Here is a 22,574-nt window from a genome sequence, read left to right as displayed (position 1 = left end):
ATAAAATTGGTATAATTAAAATTAAGTAAGAGTGGAGGTAAAGTTTAATGATTAATATAGGACCTTGATGACTATTTGATATATTAGCTTTTTCCATTATTATTAGTTGTACAGTTTTTGGTATGACAAAAGGTTTTTTTATTACTTTTTACATATTAGTCTTACAATTAATAGTTATTATTATCTTACTTTTTGTTCCTGCATTGTTGACAAATGCCTTAAATCCTTTGTTAATGCAATTGTGGGTTAAAGTAAGACTTGTTGATGTTTTCTCCTATTTTGGTAATACTATAAGTAAATTAATTAGTTCTTTACTTCCAGTTGGAGAAAATGGAACTGTATTACCAATTGCTGGGTCAGGGACAGGTTATGAAATTTTAAAAACACTTTCTGGATTAGTATTATATCTTATAATGTGTGTTTTAATCTTTGTATTAGTAAATTTAATTGGCCTAATACTATATAGAACATTCAAAAGAAAAATTAGTAAAATTAAAGTTATTAGAAAAGTAGATACATTACTTGGAGCATTTAATGGTCTTGCTATTGGTATGACTTTATCAATGGGAATAAGTCTTGTTGCTAGTTTTCCTCTATTTCAAACAGAAAATCAAAAAATTGGTTTAACAGATTTTTCAAATATGAGTGAAGAGCAAATTAAAGATGTTATTTTGGATGGTAATTCCTATAAAAAATATTCTTTATCACGTAAAATAGCTTCTCCTTTACCTTCAATGCCATTATTTAGTTTTACTTATACAAATGGTTGTATAAGTAAATATGTAATAAGTCCTCTTTCTGTTATGGGAATGCAACTAATTTCAAAGCAATCAATGCCTGAATTAAAAAATTTCTTTTTAGTATATGAAGATGTTATGGCAGAAGGGTATTCAACAACTAATCCATTGCAATTTCCAATTGCTGCATGTATTGAAACAATGCCTCAAGATACACGTGCATTATTTAGATTAACTTCAGAAATGATGCTAATGGGCTCAACTATATTTGTAAAAGGTTTACAAAGTCCAAAAGCTACAATTACAAGTGTTGAATTAATTAATGCTTTTGATAATTATTATTTATCAAGTGGAAAAAATGCAAATGAAATTCATAATGGTTGATTAAATTCAAATGAATTAGAAAAATTTTATCAATGAGCTCAAGAGAAAACTAATAATGAGGGCATTGAAGCTAATCCATTTATTAAACTTGCAGATAATTTAAATAAAATAACTAGTTCAGAGTCATCAACAAAAGAAAGATATCTATCAAAAATATTAAGAAATGCAAAAATGACTTATAATTTCTTTAGAAATATTAACTATGTAAATGCTACTACTAGAAATAATTTAGACTCAGTACCATTTTTATCAACGATATATACAGCAAATTATCTGATAGAAGGTTTTGAAATTACACCCTCTGGAGAGATGAAATTAGGAGAATTTTATGACTCAAAAAGCCCTAAAAATGGAGTTAAATCTTCAAATAATGATATTGAAAAAATAGAAAACTATCAAAATTTTTGAAGAAATGAAAATAATGAAGGATATAGTGGTTCATATTGAATAGAACACTATTTTGATTTTGCAAAAGGATACTGAAATTAATTATGGCAAAAATTGGTATTGATATTGTTGAGAATAAAAGAATAAGTTTAAATGAAAAATTTTTAAAAAAATTTTTGCATAAAGAAGAAATTAGTTTGCTTAATAATCTAGAGAGTAATGAAGCTAAATTGCAATTTGCATCAGGAAGATGAGCTGCTAAGGAAGCTCTGATTAAATGCCTTGAAAAATCTCTAAAAATTAATGAAATAAATATTATTTATAAAAAGAATAAGCCAATTATAGAAAATAAGGAATTTAAAAATATTGAATTATCTATTAGTCATGAAAAGAAATACTCTGTTGCTGTTGTATTAAATTTAGAATCAAACTTATTGAATAAATTGCAAAACACTAATAATTAGTATTTTCCAATAATATAAATAGAAAAAAACTTTGAAAATATTTTAAGGTTAGATTATAGTAGTTTATTTTTTTGGTTACTATAAATTAATGAACTTTATTATTAGCATTTTTATAGTAAAAGAGGTATTTATTATTTTTTATGATAATCATTAAATAAGAGTTGCTTTTTTTTTTTTTTTTATAAAATATTTTTGTATTGTAAAATTATTTTTAAAGGAGAAAAAATATGAAAAAATTATTAAGTTTACTAGGAAGTTTAACTCTTGTAGCAACAAGTGCAGCAACAGTAGTTGCTTGTGGTGACAAAGTTGTTCCTCCTACTGAACCTGAACAGGGTTTAAGTGAATTAATTAAGGAACTTAAAAATGATACTAATGAAATTTTTAGTAAGCATTTAATAAATAATGTATCTAAAAATATGATCGGTTTAACTGAAACAGAAAAGACAAATAAGTTTTTATTTAAAACAAGAATTAAAGCAAATAGTGGTAAATCAGCAAGTCAATTAACAGAAACTGATAGAAAAGAATTACAAGAAGATATTTTAAAGGTATTAGCAATAGATGAACTTACAAATGAATTAAATAAGTTAAAAAATATAAATAAATATAAAATTATTTTAAATGATGTTAGCACTCTAATAAATGAAATTATTTTTAATTGAAATTCATTGCTAATTCAATCATATGAAAATGGTGATGTCTATTTAGGAAATGTTGTAATTGATTATTCAATTAAAGTTCAATATAAGGGAGAAAAAGAAATTGAAACATTTCAAATTGGAGATAATTTTAAATATACTTCAACAAATAATAGTGCATTAAAACAAGCTAGTGATGTTTTTTATCAAAATATAACAAAAGATTATATTTCATCTACTTCTGAAGAAGATAGAAAACATACAAACATAAAATGAGATAGTATTAAGGGTAATAAAAAGCGATCAGATGGATATGGGAAATTTGATAAGGAACTTAAAAAATATTATCAAGATGACGCATCAAATAATGGTTTCAGAACATCAATGACTAATTTTATTAAAACTAAATATTTTTCAGAAGTAAGTACTGGTTTACCACTTTCTTTTGAGGGAAATATTATATATAAATCATCTGAAATGGGAAAAACATCATTATTCAAAAGTATGAATTACACCAGAAGTTATAATGATGAAAATTCGATAAAATTTGTTTATGATAGTGACGAAGGACAAACATTAGTAAATACGATTTTTAGAGAAAAACCAAATGATACTACTACCAAAACTGTTTTAAGAAATAGTTATTTTACAGATGATAACTATTCATTATGAAATAGAATTTGAACTGGTGTAAAAAATGATGAAATAAATAGCTTATTGGGAGAGGAAGAAAGCGCCAAAATTAAAGAAACAATAGAATTTCAAAATTCAATAGCGTTTGGTTTTGTTAACTTAACAGGTTTATCAATTAAATTGGATAATGGAAATTATGTACATAATTTGCCAGACTTTAAAATAGCAATTAACTATTTAATAGATACAAATCCAGATAATTCTCAAAAATTAAATGATCTTGCAGAATTTTCTGCAAATACTTTAAAAGTTTGGCATGAAACAATGGGTATTTCTTATGGAAATGAATATCCAGAACCTAATTCTGAAGCAGATTTTTTAATGACTATGAAAAAGTCTGCTTTAACTAAAAAATTTGCTGCAGATAATGTGGGAGGACTTAATGCAACCTGAAAATTTTGAAAATTATTTACTTTAAGCGATGAAGGTGGATACCAACAAGAAAGAAATAATTTATTTGAAGAGGCAAATATTGAAGAATCTTATATTTTATTTAATTTTGCAAAAAAAGGTTATAGATATTTAAATGGATGAGTTTATTCAAACTTTAATTGAATAATAGATGAATATGGTGTTACTCTAGAAAAAAATGATAAAAATTATACTGGTGAAGATTCAAATGATAGTGTAATGACATGAATTTTAGGATATATTAATTTCCACATTGATTTAGACCAAATGACATTGGGAACTAATACCTTAGGTAAAAAAGAATTTATTAAATTTATTTAATAAAAAATTGAAAGAAAATATGCTATAAAATAATGGCAATATAATTCTTTTTATATCCACATGACTAAAAGAAAGAACTTCTAAATGCAAGAGTTAGCTAAAACTTTTGCATTTTTATATTAAAGTTTAATTTATATTTTTAAAATCTAATTTTAATAGATAGCACTTGTAATAAAAGCAGCAATTATTTTTAGTAGTAGTATTTTTAACAATTATCTATATTTTAATTTTTAAATTGGAAACTATATGTCTTTAAATATAATTAATTGAGTTTATAAATATTATTTGATATTTTGACTTTTGAATAAATTTTTATTAAAATGTGAAATAATTTATACAATTTTATAAATTCATAAGATTAGTTTAAACTAAGACATTTAATTTAATTATTTCGACTCTAAAAAATTAAATTATTTAATGTATTTATATATATTTTCAAAATTCATTGTTTTCATTTTATTTAAATACTTGCCTTTTTTTCAAAAATATGTAAAATATTTTTGTAACGTAAAATTATTTTTAAAGGAGAAAAAATATGAAAAAATTATTAAGTTTACTAGGAAGTTTAACTCTTGTAGCAACAAGTGCAGCAACAGTAGTTGCTTGTGGTGACAAAGTTGTTCCTCCTACTGAACCTGAACAGGGTTTAAGTGAATTAATTAAGGAACTTAAAAATGATACTAATGAAATTTTTAGTAAGCATTTAATAAATAATGTATCTAAAAATATGATTGGTTTAACTGAAACAGAAAAGACAAATAAGTTTTTATTTAAAACAAGAATTAAAGCAAATAGTGGTAAATTAGCAAGTGAATTATCAGAAACTGATAGAAAAGAATTACAAGAAGATGTTTTAAAGGTATTAGCAATAGATGAACTTACAAATGAATTAAATAAGTTAAAAAATATAAATAAATATAAAATTATTTTAAATGATGTTAGCACTCTAATAAATGATATTATTTTTAATTGAAATTCATTGCTAATTCAATCATATGAAAATGGTGATGTCTATTTAGGAAATGTTGTAATTGATTATTCAATTAAAGTTCAATATAAGGGAGAAAAAGAAATTGAAACATTTCAAATTGGAGACAATTTCAAATATACTTCAACAAATAATAGTGCATTAAAACAAGCTAGTGATGTTTTTTATCAAAATATAACAAAAGATTATATTTCATCTGCTTCTGAAGAAGATAGAAAACATACAAATATAAAATGAGATAGTATTAAGGGTAATAAAAAACGATCAGATGGATATGGGAAATTTGATAATGAACTTAAAAAATATTATCAAGATGACGCATCAAATAATGGTTTCAGAACATCAATGACTAATTTTATTAAAACTAAATATTTTTCAGAAGTAAGTACTGGTTTACCACTTTCTTTTGAGGGAAATATTATATATAAATCATCTGAAATGGAAAAAACATCATTATTTAGAGTTATTAATACTCGTAGAAGTTATGAAGATAGCGATTCAACAAAATTTACTTATGATAGTGATGAAGGACAAACATTAGTAAATACGATTTTTAGAGAAAAACCAAATGATACTACTACCAAAACTGTTTTAAGAAATAGTTATTTTACAGATAATAACTATTCATTATGAAATAGAATTTGAAATGGTGTAAAAATTGGTCAAATAAATAGCTTATTGGGAGCTGATGAAAGTGCCAAAATTAAAGAAACAATAGAATTTAAAAATTCAATAGCGTTTGGTTTTGTTAACTTAACAGGTTTATCAATTAAATTAAATAATGGAGATTATGTACATAATTTACCAGACTTTAAAATAGCAATTAACTATTTAATAGATACAAGTACAGATCAGAGTCAAAAATTAAATGATCTTTCAGAATTTTCTGCAAATACTTTAAAAGTTTGGCATGAAACAATGGGTATTTCTTATGGAAATGAATACCCAGAACCTAATTCTGAAGCAGATTTTTTAATGACTATGAAAAAGTCTTCTTTAACTAAAAAATTTGCAGCTGATAAAGAAGGAGAAATTGGTGCAACATATAGATTTTGAAAATTCTTTACTTTAAGCGAAAAAGGTGGATACCAACAAGAAAGAAATAATTTATTTGAACAGGCTAATATTGAAGACTCTAGTATTTTATTTAATTTCGCAAAAAAACATAGTGCTTATATGAACGGATATGTTTACTCAAACTTTGATTGAATAATAGATGAATATGGTGTTACTCTAGAAAAAAATGATAATAATTATACTGGTGAAGATTCAAATGATAGTATAATGACATGAATGTTAGGTTATATTTGTTTCCACATTGATTTAGACCAAATGACATTGGGAACTAATACCTTAGGTAAAAAAGAATTTATTAAATTTATTTAATAAAAAATTAAAAGAAAAATATGGCTATAAAATAATGGCAATATAATCCTTTTTATATCTACATGACTAAAAGAAAGAACTTCTAAATGCAAGAGTTAGCTAAAACTTTTGCATTTTTATATTAAAGTTCAATTTATATTTTTAAAATCCAATTTTAATTGATAGCACTTGTAATAAAAGCAGCAATTATTTTTAGTAGTAGTATTTTTAAAAATTATCTATATTCTAATTTTTAAATTGGAAACTATATGTCTTTAAATATAATTAATTGAGTTTATAAATCTTATTTGATATTTTAACTTTTGAATAAATTTTTATTAAAATGTGAAATAATTTGTACAATTTTATAAATTCATAAGATTAGTTTAAACTAAGACATTTAATTTAATTATTTCGACTCTAAAAAATTAAATTATTTAATGTATTTATATATATTTTCAAAATTCATTGTTTTCATTTTATTTAAATACTTGCCTTTTTTTCAAAAATATGTAAAATATTTTTGTATTGTAAAATTATTTTTAAAGGAGAAAAAATATGAAAAAATTATTAAGTTTACTAGGAAGTTTAACTCTTGTAGCAACAAGTGCAGCAACAGTAGTTGCTTGTGGTGACAAAGTTATTCCTCCTACTGAACCTGAACAGGGTTTAAGTGAATTAATTAAGGAACTTAAAAATGATACTAATGAAATTTTTAGTAAGCATTTAATAAATAATGTATCTAAAAATATGATCGGTTTAACTGAAACAGAAAAGACAAATAAGTTTTTATTTAAAACAAGAATTAAAGCAAATAGTGGTAAATCAGCAAGTGAATTATCAGAAACTGATAGAAAAGAATTACAAGAAGATATTTTAAAGGTATTAGCAATAGATGAACTTACAAATGAATTAAATAAGTTAAAAAATATAAATAAATATAAAATTATTTTAAATGATGTTAGCACTCTAATAAATGATATTATTTTTAATTGAAATTCATTGCTAATTCAATCATATGAAAATGGTGATGTCTATTTAGGAAATGTTGTAATTGATTATTCAATTAAAGTTCAATATAAGGGAGAAAAAGAAATTGAAACATTTCAAATTGGAGATAATTTTAAATATACTTCAACAAATAATAGTGCATTAAAACAAGCTAGTGATGTTTTTTATCAAAATATAACAAAAGATTATATTTCATCTGCTTCTGAAGAAGATAGAAAACATACAAACATAAAATGAGATAGTATTAAGGGTAATAAAAAGCGATCAGATGGATATGGGAAATTTGATAATGAACTTAAAAAATATTATCAAGATGACGCATCAAATAATGGTTTCAGAACATCAATGACTAATTTTATTAAAACTAAATATTTTTCAGAAGTAAGTACTGGTTTACCACTTTCTTTTGAGGGAAATATTATATATAAATCATCTGAAATGGAAAAAACATCATTATTCAAAATTATAAATTACGCCAGAAGTTATGAAGATAGCGATTCAACAAAATTTACTTATGATAGTGACGAAGGACAAACATTAGTAAATACGATTTTTAGAGAAAAACCAAATGATACTACTACCAAAACTGTTTTAAGAAATAGTTATTTTACAGATGATAACTATTCATTATGAAATAGAATTTGAAATGGTGAAAAAGTTCGTCAAATAAATAGCTTATTGGGAGCTGATGAAAGTGCCAAAATTAAAGAAACAATAGAATTTAAAAATTCAATAGCATTTGGTTTTGTTAACTTAACAGGTTTATCAATTAAATTGAATAATGGAGATTATGTACATAATTTACCAGACTTTAAAATAGCAATTAACTATTTAATAGATACAAGTACAGATCAGAGTCAAAAATTAAATGATCTTTCAGAATTTTCTGCAAATACTTTAAAAGTTTGGCATGAAACAATGGGTATTTCTTATGGAAATGAATATCCAGAACCTAATTCTGAAGCAGATTTTTTAATGACTATGAAAAAGTCTTCTTTAACTAAAAAATTTGCAGCTGATAAAGAAGGAGAACTTGCTGCAACCTGAAAATTCTGAAAATTATTTACTTTAAGCGAAAAAGGTGGATACCAACAAGAAAGAAATAATTTATTTGAACAGGCAAATATTGGAGAATCTTATATTTTATTTAATTTCGCAAAAAAAAGTTCTAGATTTGTAGATGGATTTGTTTACTCAAACTTTGATTGAATAATAGATGAATATGGTGTTACTCTAGAAAAAAATGATAATAATTATACTGGTGAAGATTCAAATGATAGTATAATGACATGAATGTTAGGTTATATTTGTTTCCACATTGATTTAGACCAAATGACATTGGGAACTAATACCTTAGGTAAAAAAGAATTTATTAAATTTATTTAATAAAAAAATTAAAAGAAAAATATGGCTATAAAATAATGGCAATATAATTCTTGTAACTATTATAAATATTAAGTAATTAGAAATCATAAAACAAGAGTTAGTTAAAACTCTTGTTTTTTTCGTTTGTTATAAATGGTCACCTTGTGGCAACTTTATTAGTAACACGTAATATCTTGTGGAGATATAATGCCAACAATAAAGTGTTCAAATCAAAAATGACTTTGATTACAGGATTGTGAATAAATTTAGATAATTTTATTAAAAGTTATTGCTTAAAAAATAAATAATATTTTTTGAATTTACATTAAATTTAAAGAGAGATATTAGTTAATAAACAGAAAAATGAGTATTAATCAAAATCTTAGAGAAGTACAAATTTTTCTTTAATTTTAAAAGGAGAAAGTTTTCTGTTAATACTATAATAAGTTGTGAAAAAAGATAATTAATTTATAAAAATTAATGATAAAAGAGAATATTAAAATATAAGTTAATAAAAAATAACTTATATTTAATATAAATATTTTTAAATTTAATGTTGTTTTATTGATTTAGAGTAGTTGAAGATAAAAAAATAACTATACTTTTATTTCTTCTCATATATAATCTTAGGTGGTGATAATATGAAACAATATTTAAATTTAGTAAGTGATGTTTTAAAAACTGGTGAAACGAGATTAGATCGAACAAATACTGGAACCATTTCAAAATTTGGAACTCAATCAAGGTATGACTTGCGAGAGGGTTTTCCATTAGTTACAACTAAAAAAGTATTTTTTAAAGCAATAGTACATGAAATTCTTTGATTTATTAGTGGAGATACCAATATTAAATATTTAGTTGATAATAAAGTAAATATTTGAAATGAATGACCGTATGAAATTTATAAAAAATCTAAAAATTTTAAAAATGAAACTTTAGAAGAATTTGTTCAAAAAATTAAAGAAAATAAAAAATTTGCAGATAAATATGGAGAATTAGGTCCCGTTTATGGAAAACAATGAAGAGACTTTAATGGAGTAGATCAATTTAAAAATCTAATCACTGATATTAAAGAAAACCCTTTTTCAAGAAGACATATAATTTCTGCTTGAAATCCAGCAGAAGTTAATCAAATGGCTTTACCACCATGTCACTCATTGTTTCAATTTTATGTATCAAAAGATGGTTTTATTGACTTACAACTTTATCAAAGAAGTGGAGATTTATTCTTGGGAGTTCCTTTTAACATTGCCAGTTATTCTTTATTATTGGAGCTTGTTGCAAAAGAATGCAATTTAAGAGCACGTTATTTTATTCATACAATTGGTGATGCACATATCTATTCAAATCATGTTGAACAGGTGCAATTGCAATTAACAAGAGAACCAAAAAAATTAGCAAACTTAAAAATTAATTCTAATGATAAATCAATTTTTGATATTAAAATTGATGATATTCTTTTAGAAGATTATGAAAGTCACCCAGCAATAAAAGGAGTTGTAGCAGTCTAATGATTTCATTAATATGAGCCCAAACAAAAAATAAGGTTATTGGGAAAGATAATAAGTTACCTTGAGATATCAAAGAAGAAATGCAACATTTTATTAATTATACAAGAGGAAAAACTATATTAATGGGGAGAAATACATGGGATTCACTTTCAAAAAAACCATTACCTAATAGAAAAAATATTTTAATTACTTCAAGAGAATTAGAAAAGAGTTATAATAATTTAGAAGTATCTAACAATTTAAAAGAAATTTTGGAAAGATATAAAGATAGTGATGAAGAACTTGTTATTATTGGAGGTTCTCAAATTTATAAGAGTGCATTAGATTATGCAGATAAATTGATAGTAAGCATTATAAATGAAGATTATCAGGGCAATATTTTTGCACCTCAATTAGATGAAAGTATTTTTAAACTAATCAATAAAAAAGAGTTTAGTGAATTTATAACTTATTATTATGAAAGGTAAAATTTATGCAAGAAGTTGAACAAAAGCAAGAATTAGAGCAGCAAGAAGATAAAAATAAAAAAGAAATGGCATATATAAGTAAATGGCGACTATTTACAAATGCTTGAAGTATTTGAAGAGTAACAGCAAAAGCAAAGAAAATAACAAGAAAAATAAAACAAGACCCTAATTTATATTCTGAAGAGTGAAGATATAATTGAGTTAAAAAGAAAATTAGGAAAGTCTTAAAAATAGCAAATGTAGAAATTGATGTAATTGGAATTGAAAATTGATTAGATAGAGGAGTAGTATTAGCTCCAAATCATCAATCAAATTTGGATTCAATTTTAATGCTAGCAATTAATAATTTCTCATTACAACAACCCGTTGCTTTTATAGCAAAACAAGAATTATGAAAAACTAAAATATTCAAGCATTTTATGAATTTGATAGATAATGTTCCTTTAGATCGTAATAATCCAAGAAGTGCACTAAATGCTATGAAAGAAGCAAAAGAATTAATTTCTGATTATAAGAGAACCGTTGTTATTTTTCCAGAAGGAACTCGTAGTGCAAAACAGCAACCCGAAGAGTTTCAACCAGCAAGTATGAAATTGGCACAAATGGCATATGTACCAATTGTTCCAGTTTCAATAATTGATTCTTATAAATTATTTCAAAAAAGAAAACATGGTAGATTTATTATTAGAGTGGTTTTTGGTAAACCAATGATGCCAGAAAAATTTATTTCACTTAAGACTGAAATGCTAACAAAAAATGTGCAAAAAGAAGTAGAAAAAAATATAAATTTATACAAAAATTGAGATCCTAAAAAATTAGGTCTTAAACCTAAAAAAATAGATAAAAAAAATAGAACTAATTTCTATTAATTTATGTAAATAGGAGAGATAAGAATGAATTTCGTAGAAATCGTCAATAAAAAGAAAAATAAGATAGAATTAACTTCTCAAGAAATTTTTTGAGTGGTTAATTCTTTTGTTAATAACACATTAAAAGATTATCAAATGGCAGCATTTAATATGGCAATTTGATTTAATGGTATGAGTTCATCTGAAATTGCTAATTTTACACAAGCGATGATTAATTCAGGAATTACTTATAATTTAGATGATGTAAAAGGTTTAAAAGCTGATAAACATTCAACTGGGGGAGTTGGAGATAAAACAAGTCTAATCTTTGCTCCACTTGTTGCAAAATTTGGAATAAAGGTTGCAAAACTATCAGGGAGAGGTTTGGGACAAACTGGAGGAACAATTGATAAACTTGAAAGTTGTCCAGGATGAACTGGAGAAATAAGTGAAGAAAAGTTTAAAGAAGTTTTAAATACAGTGGGAATGTCAATTATGAGCCAATCAAGTGATATTGTTCCTGCAGATAAGAAATTATATGCTTTAAGAGATGTTACTGGAACCGTAGATTCAATTCCTTTAATAGCTTCAAGTATCATGTCAAAAAAACTTGTTATTCCTGCAGATAGCATCATTTTGGATGTAAAAATGGGTAGTGGAGCTTTTATGAAAGATTTAGATAGTGCTATTGAATTATCTAAAACAATGATAAAAATTGGAAAAGAACATAAGAGAAATGTTAGTGTTATGATTACAAATATGGATAAACCTTTGGGAAGAGCAATTGGCAATGCAATTGAAGTCAAAGAAGCTTGAGATACTTTAACTGGAAAAGGACCACAAGATTTAGTTGAATTATGTGTAACTGCAGCTGGTTTAACTTTGGTTCAAAATAAGGTTTTTAAAGACCTAAAAACAGCCAAAATTGAATTAACTAAGGTTTTAAATGATAAGAGTGCTGCTTATTTACTTAGAGACTTTATAGAGGCCCAAAATGGTGATTTTAGTGTTATATTAGATTATGAAAAAAATTTTCCAACTAAACATGTAATTGAAATTAAAGCTAAAAAAGAGGGCTATATTCAATTTTCTTCAGCAGATGAATTAGGTTATCTTTCAATGCATTTGGGGGCTGGTAGAGCTACTAAAGAAGAAGAAATAGATTTTGCTGCAGGGATTTATTTAAATAAAACTACAAATGAGTTTGTAAAAGTTGGAGATGTTATAATGACATTATATACAAATAGAGATAATATCAAAGATTTTAAAGAAAAGGCAGAAAATTTAATTTTAATAAAAAATAAATTCCAAAATGAAAATTTAATTTTAAAATTATTAACTAATGAAAATATCTAATTTTTTTAAAATTTTAATTAATAATAATCATGTCAATAAAAAATGAAAATGTTTCAAAATCGTAGATTTATTAAATTGTAAATCTACGATTTTTATATAGTTTTTTTCAGGTTTTAGAAAAGTAGATATGGCTTATGCATCTAAAATTATTAGATAAACATTAAGTTTTTTAATTTAGGATAGATTTTTTAAGTTTATTAATTTGACTAACTGGTATATTTTTAGTTATTAATAATTTTGTTTTTACTAACAAAAGTTGTTATTCGTGTATATCATATGTTTAAAAATTTTAGCCTTATATTTGATTACTCCATGATTATCAAGTTTCATTTCCTCTTTTCAAGATAAAATAAAAATAGTATTTGCATTTTTATTTCAAGCTCTGATTTTTTTTGCTATTTTCAATTTGAGTTGAAATAAAATTAGCTGGTAAAAAATTAATTAAGTAATCATTGGTCTATTCAATAGTTATGATAATTAATTATATTAGTTATTGGGGAAAGCCTTTTGAAAAGAACATCAAAGACTTCAATCTTGCTTTGCTTTACATGCAACTGGCATTTGTAAGTTTAATTCCAAGTTATTGACACGCAAAGTCATACTCTCTATTAGATTTTTTTTGTCTATAATAAAATATCTTTCTCTTATCTGTAAGTATTTCTTCAGGAGTTATATAATTTTAAAGCATTTGCTTTGTAGTGCATAATATTCATTTTTTTTTTTTTTTTGATAATCAAAATAGCCAGTCTAAGACTTTTAATGTTAAATAATCATTAAAAGCATATAAAGTTCATTTTTTTTATTAGTTATTCATTTATTACTAAACTTGCTTTGTTGAACTCCTTCTTCAAAATTATTTTTTCCATTTTACATTATTCTAAACCAATAATTCTATTTATAGAATTATCTTTTTATTTATTTTCCAAATAATCCAATCCACTCTTAGTTACACAAATAATTCTTCTCTAGTTGATTTATGCATATAATGGGGTGGGAGTAAACTTTATTTCATAGATATAGATCTATTTGATAATTAACCTCAATTTTTTTATATAAACGAAAGATATACTTTTATTTAATAATTATTTTTATTTCTATTAATTAATCTTCAATTGCAGTTAAGAATTTGCTATGCTCTATTTTTTAATCATTTTATACTTTAAATTCTCTATACAACTTAATTTCCTTTTCAATTTCATAATAGATACATTTGATACTTAAATGCAATAAGATGTACTTAATATTTATATGAATATTGAGACATTACCATATCTTATATTCATTAGATTTTCTTTTTCATAATTTAAAGTACTTGTTTTTTTTGAATATTAATATAAAATTATTTTTATATAATAAAAATGTTTTTAAGGGAGAAATAAGATATGAAAAAATTATTAGGTTTATTAGGAAGTGTTACTTTAGCTGCAACTTCAACAATAACAGTAATTGCTTGTGGAGACAAAGAACCACCAGTAGTTGTACCAAATGAAGTTTTAGCTTTAATTGAGGAATTTAAAATTGATTTAGAAAGTATTATAGACGAATATTGATTATCTATTAATAATAATTTTTTTGATGTTTCATCAAATAATAGTACAGTATACAGTTTTATAAAAAAAGATAATATAAAAACAGTTGTTGGTGATAATCCAAATGGAGCATTAATTGGAGATAAATTAAATGATAAAGATAAGAACTTATTAATATCTGACATTGAAAAAATTATTCATGAGTCTAATTTTAAATCTTTTTTGTTAAAAAAAATTGACTCAAAAAAATATTCTATCCTTTTAGAAGGAATAGAATATTACAATGGTTTTGAAATTAATTGAAACACTTTAGAAATAAATTACACTGATGAATCATTAAATAGTTTACAAAGAGAAGAAGAATTTTTATCATATGTGAAAGTTAATTTATCATTTAACTTTCAGTATTTAGATTCAGAAAATCAGCTAGCTAGTTATAAAAGCTCAAAAAACTTTATATTTACATTAGCTTCAAATGAAACTTTAATTTCTTCAATCCAAGAATTGGAAAAGGGTATTAAAAGTGATTATTTTTTAGGAAATCAAAGTTATAGTTGATTAGATGCAGAAAGTTTTGCTTATTCACAAGAAGACTATAAAAAAATATTTTTACCAAAAACTAGTGACCTTCAAAATATATATGAATCAGATGCATTCAAAAGTAATATAGTTGGCTTTATTAAGCAAAATTACTTTACAAAAATTCCTTCTATACCTTTGGAATTTACAGGTAAAATAATTTTTGATAAATTTGTTAAAAATGATTTTGTAAATGCAAATTCAGCTACAATTTATGATTGAAAAGAACAAAATAATGGCGAAAAAATATATAATACTATTTTTAGTGAATTTAAAACAAATGAAGAAGCTTTAATATTTGGTGCTAAAACAAATGTTAATACTTATTTATATAACTATTTAGAATCTAATTATATAAATTTTCAAAATGATTACTTAGTAAAATTTGATAGTTTTATTAGTGAAATTAAAGGAAATTCGTCATCAACAAAAGTAGAAATTGATTCTAAAGTTAAAAATAACTCTATAAGTTTTGGAGAAATAAAACTTAAGGGGTTGTCAATTAAAATTAGTGAAAATTATATTCATCCAATTAATGATCTGTCTATATTTACATCAATTGCTGTTTCAAATAGTGAAACTAAAGAAAATAAAGAAGAATCAGCGATTTCTCTAATGTTTGGAGCAATGTACTTTAATATGACTGCAGGAATAACAGAATATCAAAATATTTTTGATATTAAACCAAGAGCAGCAGAAGATTTTCCTATAACAAGTTTTTCTGGAAAGGGAACATCAGTTTCAGGAGACTCAGATAACATTTGAAATGGAATAGTAGTTAGTGGTCATCAATATTCACAAAATCTTAATGATAGTTTAAGTTTAAATAATAAAAATCTAAAAAAACACAGAGATATTTTATTAGAGAACTCAAATCAAAATATATTTAACTGAGGTGTAAAAGAAGAAAAAATAGGTGTTTGACATAGAATTGATGAAACAGGAATCGTTCAAGGTGGTTATTACACTAACTTTACAGATGATGAATTACAATGAATATTTAAACAAAATTTTATTAATGTAGAGTTTCCAATTAAGGGAATATGAAAAAAAAATAATGGAAAAATGTTTATTAAAAGAGCTGAAAGTAATTAGAAGGATTTAATAATATGCAAGAAAAAGAAATTTTATATAATAAGGTTCCTTTTAGAATTTTGTTATTATTTAATATTAAAAATATTTTTAATGAACTAGTCTTTTTAATATTAAATTTCATGTTATTAACAAGTTCTATCTTATTTGGTCTTATAACTTTGTTTATGAAAGAAGATGAAAAGATAGTTATAGCATTTAATTTCTATATATTATTTTATATATCTTGTTTCTTATTTATTTTAATTTTAAGAATGGTACAGTTTTTTTATTATAATAAATTTGAAGATAAGACGACATTTATATCACTGTCAAATCAAGTATCTAGAACTAACTTTTTTATTAGTCAATGATCAATAATTTATATAACAATTTTATTAAATACATTTATTACATTCACTTTAATTAACGTCATAAATATTTTATTTAATGGGTTTATTGTCAATCCAATTTTATTAAGAATTACATTAGTATTTTTAATTTATACATTAATTTCAGGATTTTTAATATTAAATTTTATTATATTTCTAATATTTTTATTTTCATTGCAAACTACAACTATTATTTGTACTTTAATACTATCATTCACATTTATTGCAAATTTGCCATCAAGTTTTCAAAAAACAAATGAGAAAACCATGACGATAAAGCTTAATAATAATCAATTAGTAACTATTCCTGATTTATATGAAGCTTTTGATTTTCAAAACTATGTAAATCAAAATAAAATTCAGTATAATTATTTATCAAAATATGTAAATGATTTTTTTATTAAAAATGAATATGACTTTAATGACTTTAATACAAATGAAAGTATAATTAAACAAAGAGTTGAAGAATTATGATCTGATTTAGGAATAATAAAAAGAGATCCTTTAGTAATTGAAAGAAATAATTTATTTATAAATAATCTCCCAAATAACGATTCAAATATTCCAGATGATTGAGCAATTGATGATGAATTAAGTGTTAAGTTAACTTTAACCAATACTTTTATGTCAATTGAAGAATTAAAAATATTAGTTGATTCAGAACAAAATGAACAAAAAAAATTAATATTAGAAGATTTATATAACTTTTCATTATATATAAATAGTGAGATAAAGGATTTGCAAAAAGAAAAAGTTGATTTATTTGAAATATTTATCTTTATGGAAGAAACAATTGAAGAAAATACTTTAACTAATACAACTAAAAATAGCTCAATTATCTTTAATAAGGATTATTTACTATCAATGTATAAATATCAATTAGTGGGTACTTATAAAGAATCATTTACTTTAAGAAATGATGAGAACACTTATTCATTAATTAGAAATGATTTAAACTATGATTTAATGCTTTGTACTAGAATACTTGAACAATACTTTATCAAGTATACAGATAGGTACATAGAAGCAACAACCTATTCTGTAAATACAAATGCAGGAGATTGAAATAAATATTATTCAACGAGAAAAAAATTAAACTTTTTTTCATATATTAATATTTTTAATGGAATGTGATCAAATTATACTTTGCATTCAGGATTCTCATATAAGGACTTTTGATTTTTACCTTATTCTGATTCAAAAATAACTTTTGATAATCAAAAAAGTTCATTTTTAGGATATGTTGAATATACCTTTAAACTTAATGACAGGAATATCATTGAAAAAGATTCTTATGATAATTACTTTAATCCTTTATATTTTATGGGTGTATTAAGCTTATTTTCAATTTTTAATATTATATTTGCAGTAGTTAAGTTTAAAAAAATAGATATTAGATAATACAAGGAGAAAATATGAGCACTAATGAAAACATTATTGAAATAAATAATTATATTAAGAAATTTAAAAAAAACTCCATAGGGGAAATAACTTTTAGCATTAATAAGGGTGAAGTTACTGCTTTACTTGGTATAAGTGGTTCTGGAAAAAGTGTTTTAATTAATTCTATAATCGGATGCAATAAAAAATATAGTGGAGTTATAAAAATAAATAACTCCAATATCAGTATTAAAAAGGGTTATCAAGAAAATAAGAAAATAGGTTTTTATACCCAAATTGATTTTTCTTTGCAAAATATTTCATTAAATAAATATTTAAAAAATATGTGTTTAATTATGGGCATAAAAAAAGAATTTATTAAGTCTCAAATAGAATACTGAGTTAATTTTTTTGGACTAGAAGATTCAATTGAAAAAAAGGTTAAGGATTTTTCATGAGGTATGAAAAATAGAGTAAATTTAATATTAACCTTTTTAAAAAATCCTGAAATAATAATCCTTGATGAACCTGGTGCTAACTTAGATTCATACTGAAGAAATAAAATTAAAAATCTTTTAATAAAATTTAAGCAAGAAGGTAGAACCATTATAATTACTGCTCATAATATTGATGAAATTAATGAAATAATTGATAATTATTTAGTTATTGATAGTGGAAAACTAATTTTTTCTGGAACAAAAGAAGAGCTTAATGTTTACAATAAATACAAATTATTTCTACAAGATAGATTTGATAATACAGATTTTAGAGAATTTTTAAAAACTAAAAAAATTAGGTCATTTAAGTTTAATGAATCTGAAAACTCCATTATTTTTGCAACTAATTATTTAAAAGAAATTAATTGAATATTTGTTTATTTCATAAGTAAATCAGTATTAATACTTAATCTTGTTAAATTACCAATAAATATGGAATCCGTACATAAGGCAATTGAAGATAAGGAAATTAAAACTGAGGAACTTAAGAACTAAAATTAAATTGATGAATATAATTCTCTAAATATACATAATGTTAAAAAACATAAAATGTATATAAGGAGATTTTTTTATATGTTACAAACTCATTCAAAAGAAAATAATAGTCAAAGCAAATTTAGGTTTAAAACTAGACCGTGTAAAAAAATATAAAAAAATAAGACTTTAGAGAATTTGATTCATTCATCCAGACTTATATACAAAAATTAATAATCTTGATTTCAATTTAAAGGAATTAGCAATTTTTAAAGTAGCTCAGAGATAAAGAAATAGGAAGTAAGGTTTTAAAAAGTTAAATAAGTTTATAGAATACTAGAAAAAAGCAAATAATTCATTATAAATTTTTAGTTTATCTACTTGTCTGTTACTAAGGGTGCTTATTCAGCTTTTATGATTTCTAATAGTATATTTAGAAATAACGATAACAAAATTTGCAAAGACACTCGATTTGAAAAAGGAAAGCTAACCAATTAAAAGAGAAAATAATTATTTGTTCAGACAATGGAAATGAATATATTTTAATTTAAAAAAAATATTTTTTAATAAAAACTATATGATTTTTTTATCAACACCAAATAAAATTAGAATATAAAAAGTCATTAAAACAAGAAATATTTAAAAATTAGTGAATTTTATTAAAATTATATAAGAAATTGCAACTAGTCTAATCATTCATTAAAAGACAAGGGAAACTCTTTTGAAAAATACTATATCTATAAATTAAAAACTCAAGATTTATTTTTTTGTAGTTAAAAGCACAGAAACAGATTTTTTATATTTGAGTAAGTATACTTTAAAAAAATGGAGCTAATTTTATTAACTTATATAAATAGGAGAGATAAGAATTAATTTAGTAGAAATTTTCAACAACAACAAAAAATAGGACCCTAACTTATATTCTGAAGAGTGAATATCTAATTGAGTTAAAAAGAAAATTAGGAAAGTCATAAAAATAGCTAATTTTACACAGCTAATGATTAATTCAAGAATTACTTATAATTTAGATGATCTAAAAAGTTTGAAAGTTAATAAACATTCAACAAGAGAATTTGAAATAATACTATTCTAATTTTTACTTCTCTTGTTTTAAAATCAACAGGTAGAGATTTGGGGCAAAGTAAAGGAAAAATTGATAATGTTTTAAATAAAATTAAAAATACTGTAGCTATAAAAATGTAGGATTTTATGGAGACGAACTTCAAGATAAAGCTCCTGATATGGATTTTGATGTTGCAGTAATGTATAATGAGATTTAATTTATTCAACTCATGAAGAACTAGTGAAATAAGTGAAAAAAAGTTTAAGGAAGTTTTAAATACAGTGGGAATGTCAACTATGAGTCAATCAAGTGATATTGTTCTGCAAATAAGAAATTATATGCTTTAAGAATTGTTACTGGAACAGTAAACTCAATTTCTTTAATAGCTTCAAACAATTATGTCAAAAAAACTTATTATGTTTGCAGATAGAAGCATTTTGGATGTAAAAATGGTTAGTAGAGTTTTTATGAAAGTTTTTATATAGTTCTAATGATTTATCTAAAACAATGATAAAAATTGGAAAAAATATAAGAGAAATATTAGTGTAATGATTACAAATATTGATAAACCAAGGAATAGCAATTAGTAGTGTTATTCAAGTCAAAGAAGTTTATAATACTTTATTTAAGTGGAACCTCAAGATTTAGTTGAGTTATATGCAGCTGCAGATGGTTTAACTTTGGTCAAAATAAGCTTTTTAAAGTCCTAGAAACAGTTTAAATGGAAATAACTAAGGAAAGAGTGTTATTTGCTTACTATGGGACTTTATAGAGGTCTTAAATGGCAATTTTTACATTATATTAAATTATTAAATTTTTTTAACTAAACAGCTAATTTAAATTAAAAATAAAAGAGAGGGTTATATAGAATTTTCTTTAGATAATGAATTAGCTTATTTTTCAATGGATTTAGGAGCTGGTGTATTTAATAAAGAGAATAAATATATCGCAGTTTTTTTCCTAGACTCTTTTCTTTGTCTTATAATAAAAATACAGGTCTTTTATCTATAAGTATTTACTCAGGAGTTCCAAATTTTAAACAAATTTGTTTTGTAGCTGCATATGTATAATAACCAAGTAATGGTCATTTATAATAATATAGTCAAGTAATGCTTTTCCTGTTAAATCATCATTAAAAGAATCATTAAATTCATTTTTCATTAGTTATTCAATTATGAATAAATGTGTTTATGTAAACTCTCTCTTCAAAATATTCCTTTATATTTTGATTGGTATACACTATTCTAAAGTTTTCTTGAATTGAACTATATTTTAATCTTAATATTTTTCATTTCTTAAATTTATTATTTCTTTTACTCAATTTCATATGTGTAGATCTATTTGATATTTCATCGCAGTTTTTTTATATAAATAAAAGATATACTTTTATTTAATAATTATTTACATTTCTATTTGTTATATATTGAGACATTATCATATGTTATTTACAAAAATATTTTGAAATTTCAATTAATAACCATTGAAATTTCAAAAATTTTAAAATATAATAAATAAGTCTGGAATAGTTTTAAAAATCATTAGCCCATAATGTTTATTTAGCCCTATCAAATGAACATAATTATTTAGATTTATAATATTGGCTATTCTAGAAGTTTTAAACAAGTACTCCGCCCAGAGTGCTTTTTTTATTTCTTTTCAAAAAAATATTGACTTTATATTCTATTTTTTTGTATAATTGAAAAGGTTCTTACTTTTACAAAAAAAGGATAATTGCTGACTTAGCTCAGTTGGTAGAGCAATTGACTAGTAATCAATAGGTCGAAGGTTCAACTCCTTTAGTCAGCACCACAATTTTATATTTTATATCTATGGGGAGTTAGCGAAGTGGCTAAACGCGGGTGGCTGTAAACCATCTCCTTACGGTTCGGCGGTTCGAATCCGTCACTCCCCACCAGTAATTGGGCTATAGCCAAGCGGTAAGGCAAGGGACTTTGACTCCCTCATGCGCCGGTTCGAATCCTGCTAGCCCAGCCATTTATTTTTATTATTAACGTCTCGTTAGCTCAGTCGGTAGAGCAACTGGCTTTTAACCAGTGGGTCATAAGTTCAAGTCTTATACGGGACACCATTTATTTTTATTATTAATCCCCGGGTGGCGGAATTGGTAGACGCACTGGACTTAAAATCCAGCGACTTTAAGCGGTCGTGCCGGTTCAAGTCCGGCCCCGGGGACCATTATTACGGACTTGATTAAAAAAGCACTTTATAAGTGCTTTTTTTATTTCTTTAATTTAATTTTTAATGTAAACCTTTATAATATAAATATATAAAATAAGGGGAACAAAGCAATGAAAAATTTTTTAGCTTTATTTGCAATTACAGGTCTAATTGCGTCTACAAGTACTATGGTAGTATCATGTGAAGAAAAAAATCCAAACATAGTAAAAATATATGATTACAATGGAAAACTTGTTGATAAAGTCGATAAGACTACTATTAAGGGATGAAAATGTTTTGGAATACAATCTAACAATTCAAGTTATCTTATAATACATTTTAAAAATGGAGAAGAGGAATCTTTAAAGGAATATGGAAAATTAGCTGGAACAGTTGATTGATGAAATATCTATTTATTTAAATTATTTTGAGATAAAGATATAGAACTTTAAAAATAATAAT

14 protein-coding genes and 5 tRNA genes are annotated in these 22,574 nt (G+C 23.7%); all 19 read left to right on the top strand.

What is annotated here, in order from left to right; translation table 4 throughout:
* Window positions 1–47 precede the first annotated feature (47 nt).
* The 19 genes from AACL15_RS04145 (at window position 48) to AACL15_RS04055 (ending at window position 22,564) form a co-directional block, all read left to right on the top strand.
* A complete protein-coding gene (locus AACL15_RS04145; protein ID WP_339033725.1) occupies window positions 48–1,610 on the top strand; it encodes a hypothetical protein in 1,563 nt (520 codons plus the stop codon).
* 2 nt (window positions 1,611–1,612) lie between these two features.
* Window positions 1,613–1,972, top strand: coding sequence for a holo-ACP synthase (locus AACL15_RS04140; RefSeq protein WP_339033723.1), 360 nt, complete (start codon window positions 1,613–1,615; stop codon window positions 1,970–1,972).
* A 227-nt stretch (window positions 1,973–2,199) separates the two neighbouring features.
* Complete coding sequence (locus tag AACL15_RS04135) at window positions 2,200–4,038, top strand: lipoprotein (RefSeq protein WP_339033721.1); 1,839 nt, start codon at window positions 2,200–2,202, stop codon at window positions 4,036–4,038.
* Window positions 4,039–4,573: 535 nt separating this feature from the next.
* The gene (locus AACL15_RS04130; protein WP_339033719.1) at window positions 4,574–6,412 is read left to right on the top strand and encodes a lipoprotein; all 1,839 of its coding nucleotides are present in this window, start codon (window positions 4,574–4,576) and stop codon (window positions 6,410–6,412) included.
* A 537-nt stretch (window positions 6,413–6,949) separates the two neighbouring features.
* Window positions 6,950–8,788 carry a lipoprotein gene (locus tag AACL15_RS04125; RefSeq protein ID WP_339033717.1) on the top strand — a complete coding sequence of 613 codons (1,839 nt, stop codon included), beginning with the start codon at window positions 6,950–6,952 and terminating at the stop codon, window positions 8,786–8,788.
* A 620-nt stretch (window positions 8,789–9,408) separates the two neighbouring features.
* Entirely contained in the window at window positions 9,409–10,278 is an 870-nt protein-coding gene (locus AACL15_RS04120) for a thymidylate synthase (protein ID WP_339033716.1), read from the top strand.
* Window positions 10,278–10,745 (top strand): dihydrofolate reductase, encoded by a 468-nt coding sequence (locus AACL15_RS04115; RefSeq protein WP_339033713.1) that lies wholly within the window; start codon window positions 10,278–10,280, stop codon window positions 10,743–10,745. Before AACL15_RS04120 ends, AACL15_RS04115 begins: the two co-directional genes overlap by 1 nt.
* A gap of 5 nt (window positions 10,746–10,750) precedes the next feature.
* Window positions 10,751–11,614 (top strand): lysophospholipid acyltransferase family protein, encoded by an 864-nt coding sequence (locus AACL15_RS04110; RefSeq protein ID WP_339033711.1) that lies wholly within the window; start codon window positions 10,751–10,753, stop codon window positions 11,612–11,614.
* A gap of 24 nt (window positions 11,615–11,638) precedes the next feature.
* Window positions 11,639–12,949, top strand: coding sequence for a thymidine phosphorylase (locus AACL15_RS04105; RefSeq protein WP_339033709.1), 1,311 nt, complete (start codon window positions 11,639–11,641; stop codon window positions 12,947–12,949).
* Between the two features lie 1,382 nt (window positions 12,950–14,331).
* Window positions 14,332–16,152 (top strand): lipoprotein, encoded by a 1,821-nt coding sequence (locus AACL15_RS04100; protein WP_339033706.1) that lies wholly within the window; start codon window positions 14,332–14,334, stop codon window positions 16,150–16,152.
* A 14-nt stretch (window positions 16,153–16,166) separates the two neighbouring features.
* Window positions 16,167–17,921 (top strand): hypothetical protein, encoded by a 1,755-nt coding sequence (locus tag AACL15_RS04095; RefSeq protein ID WP_339033704.1) that lies wholly within the window; start codon window positions 16,167–16,169, stop codon window positions 17,919–17,921.
* 14 nt (window positions 17,922–17,935) lie between these two features.
* Window positions 17,936–18,892 (top strand): ABC transporter ATP-binding protein, encoded by a 957-nt coding sequence (locus AACL15_RS04090; protein ID WP_339033701.1) that lies wholly within the window; start codon window positions 17,936–17,938, stop codon window positions 18,890–18,892.
* A gap of 1,248 nt (window positions 18,893–20,140) precedes the next feature.
* Window positions 20,141–20,281 carry a hypothetical protein gene (locus AACL15_RS04085; protein ID WP_339033700.1) on the top strand — a complete coding sequence of 47 codons (141 nt, stop codon included), beginning with the start codon at window positions 20,141–20,143 and terminating at the stop codon, window positions 20,279–20,281.
* 1,386 nt (window positions 20,282–21,667) lie between these two features.
* Window positions 21,668–21,743, top strand: a tRNA-Thr gene (locus AACL15_RS04080).
* A 22-nt stretch (window positions 21,744–21,765) separates the two neighbouring features.
* A tRNA-Tyr gene (locus tag AACL15_RS04075) sits at window positions 21,766–21,849 on the top strand.
* 5 nt (window positions 21,850–21,854) lie between these two features.
* Window positions 21,855–21,929 (top strand) — tRNA-Gln (locus tag AACL15_RS04070).
* An 18-nt stretch (window positions 21,930–21,947) separates the two neighbouring features.
* Window positions 21,948–22,023 (top strand) — tRNA-Lys (locus AACL15_RS04065).
* Between the two features lie 18 nt (window positions 22,024–22,041).
* Window positions 22,042–22,130: transfer RNA gene (locus AACL15_RS04060), tRNA-Leu, on the top strand.
* 113 nt (window positions 22,131–22,243) lie between these two features.
* On the top strand, window positions 22,244–22,564 hold the full coding sequence (locus AACL15_RS04055) for a hypothetical protein (RefSeq protein WP_339033698.1): 321 nt from the start codon (window positions 22,244–22,246) through the stop codon (window positions 22,562–22,564).
* Window positions 22,565–22,574: the final 10 nt, after the last annotated feature.

The sequence above is a fragment of the Spiroplasma endosymbiont of Cantharis rufa genome, assembly GCF_964019665.1.
Taxonomy (GTDB): Bacteria; Bacillota_I; Bacilli_A; order Mycoplasmatales; family Mycoplasmataceae; genus Spiroplasma_A.
The sequence above is the reverse complement of the archived record's forward strand: the minus strand, read 5'-3'. Positions and strand labels throughout refer to the sequence as shown.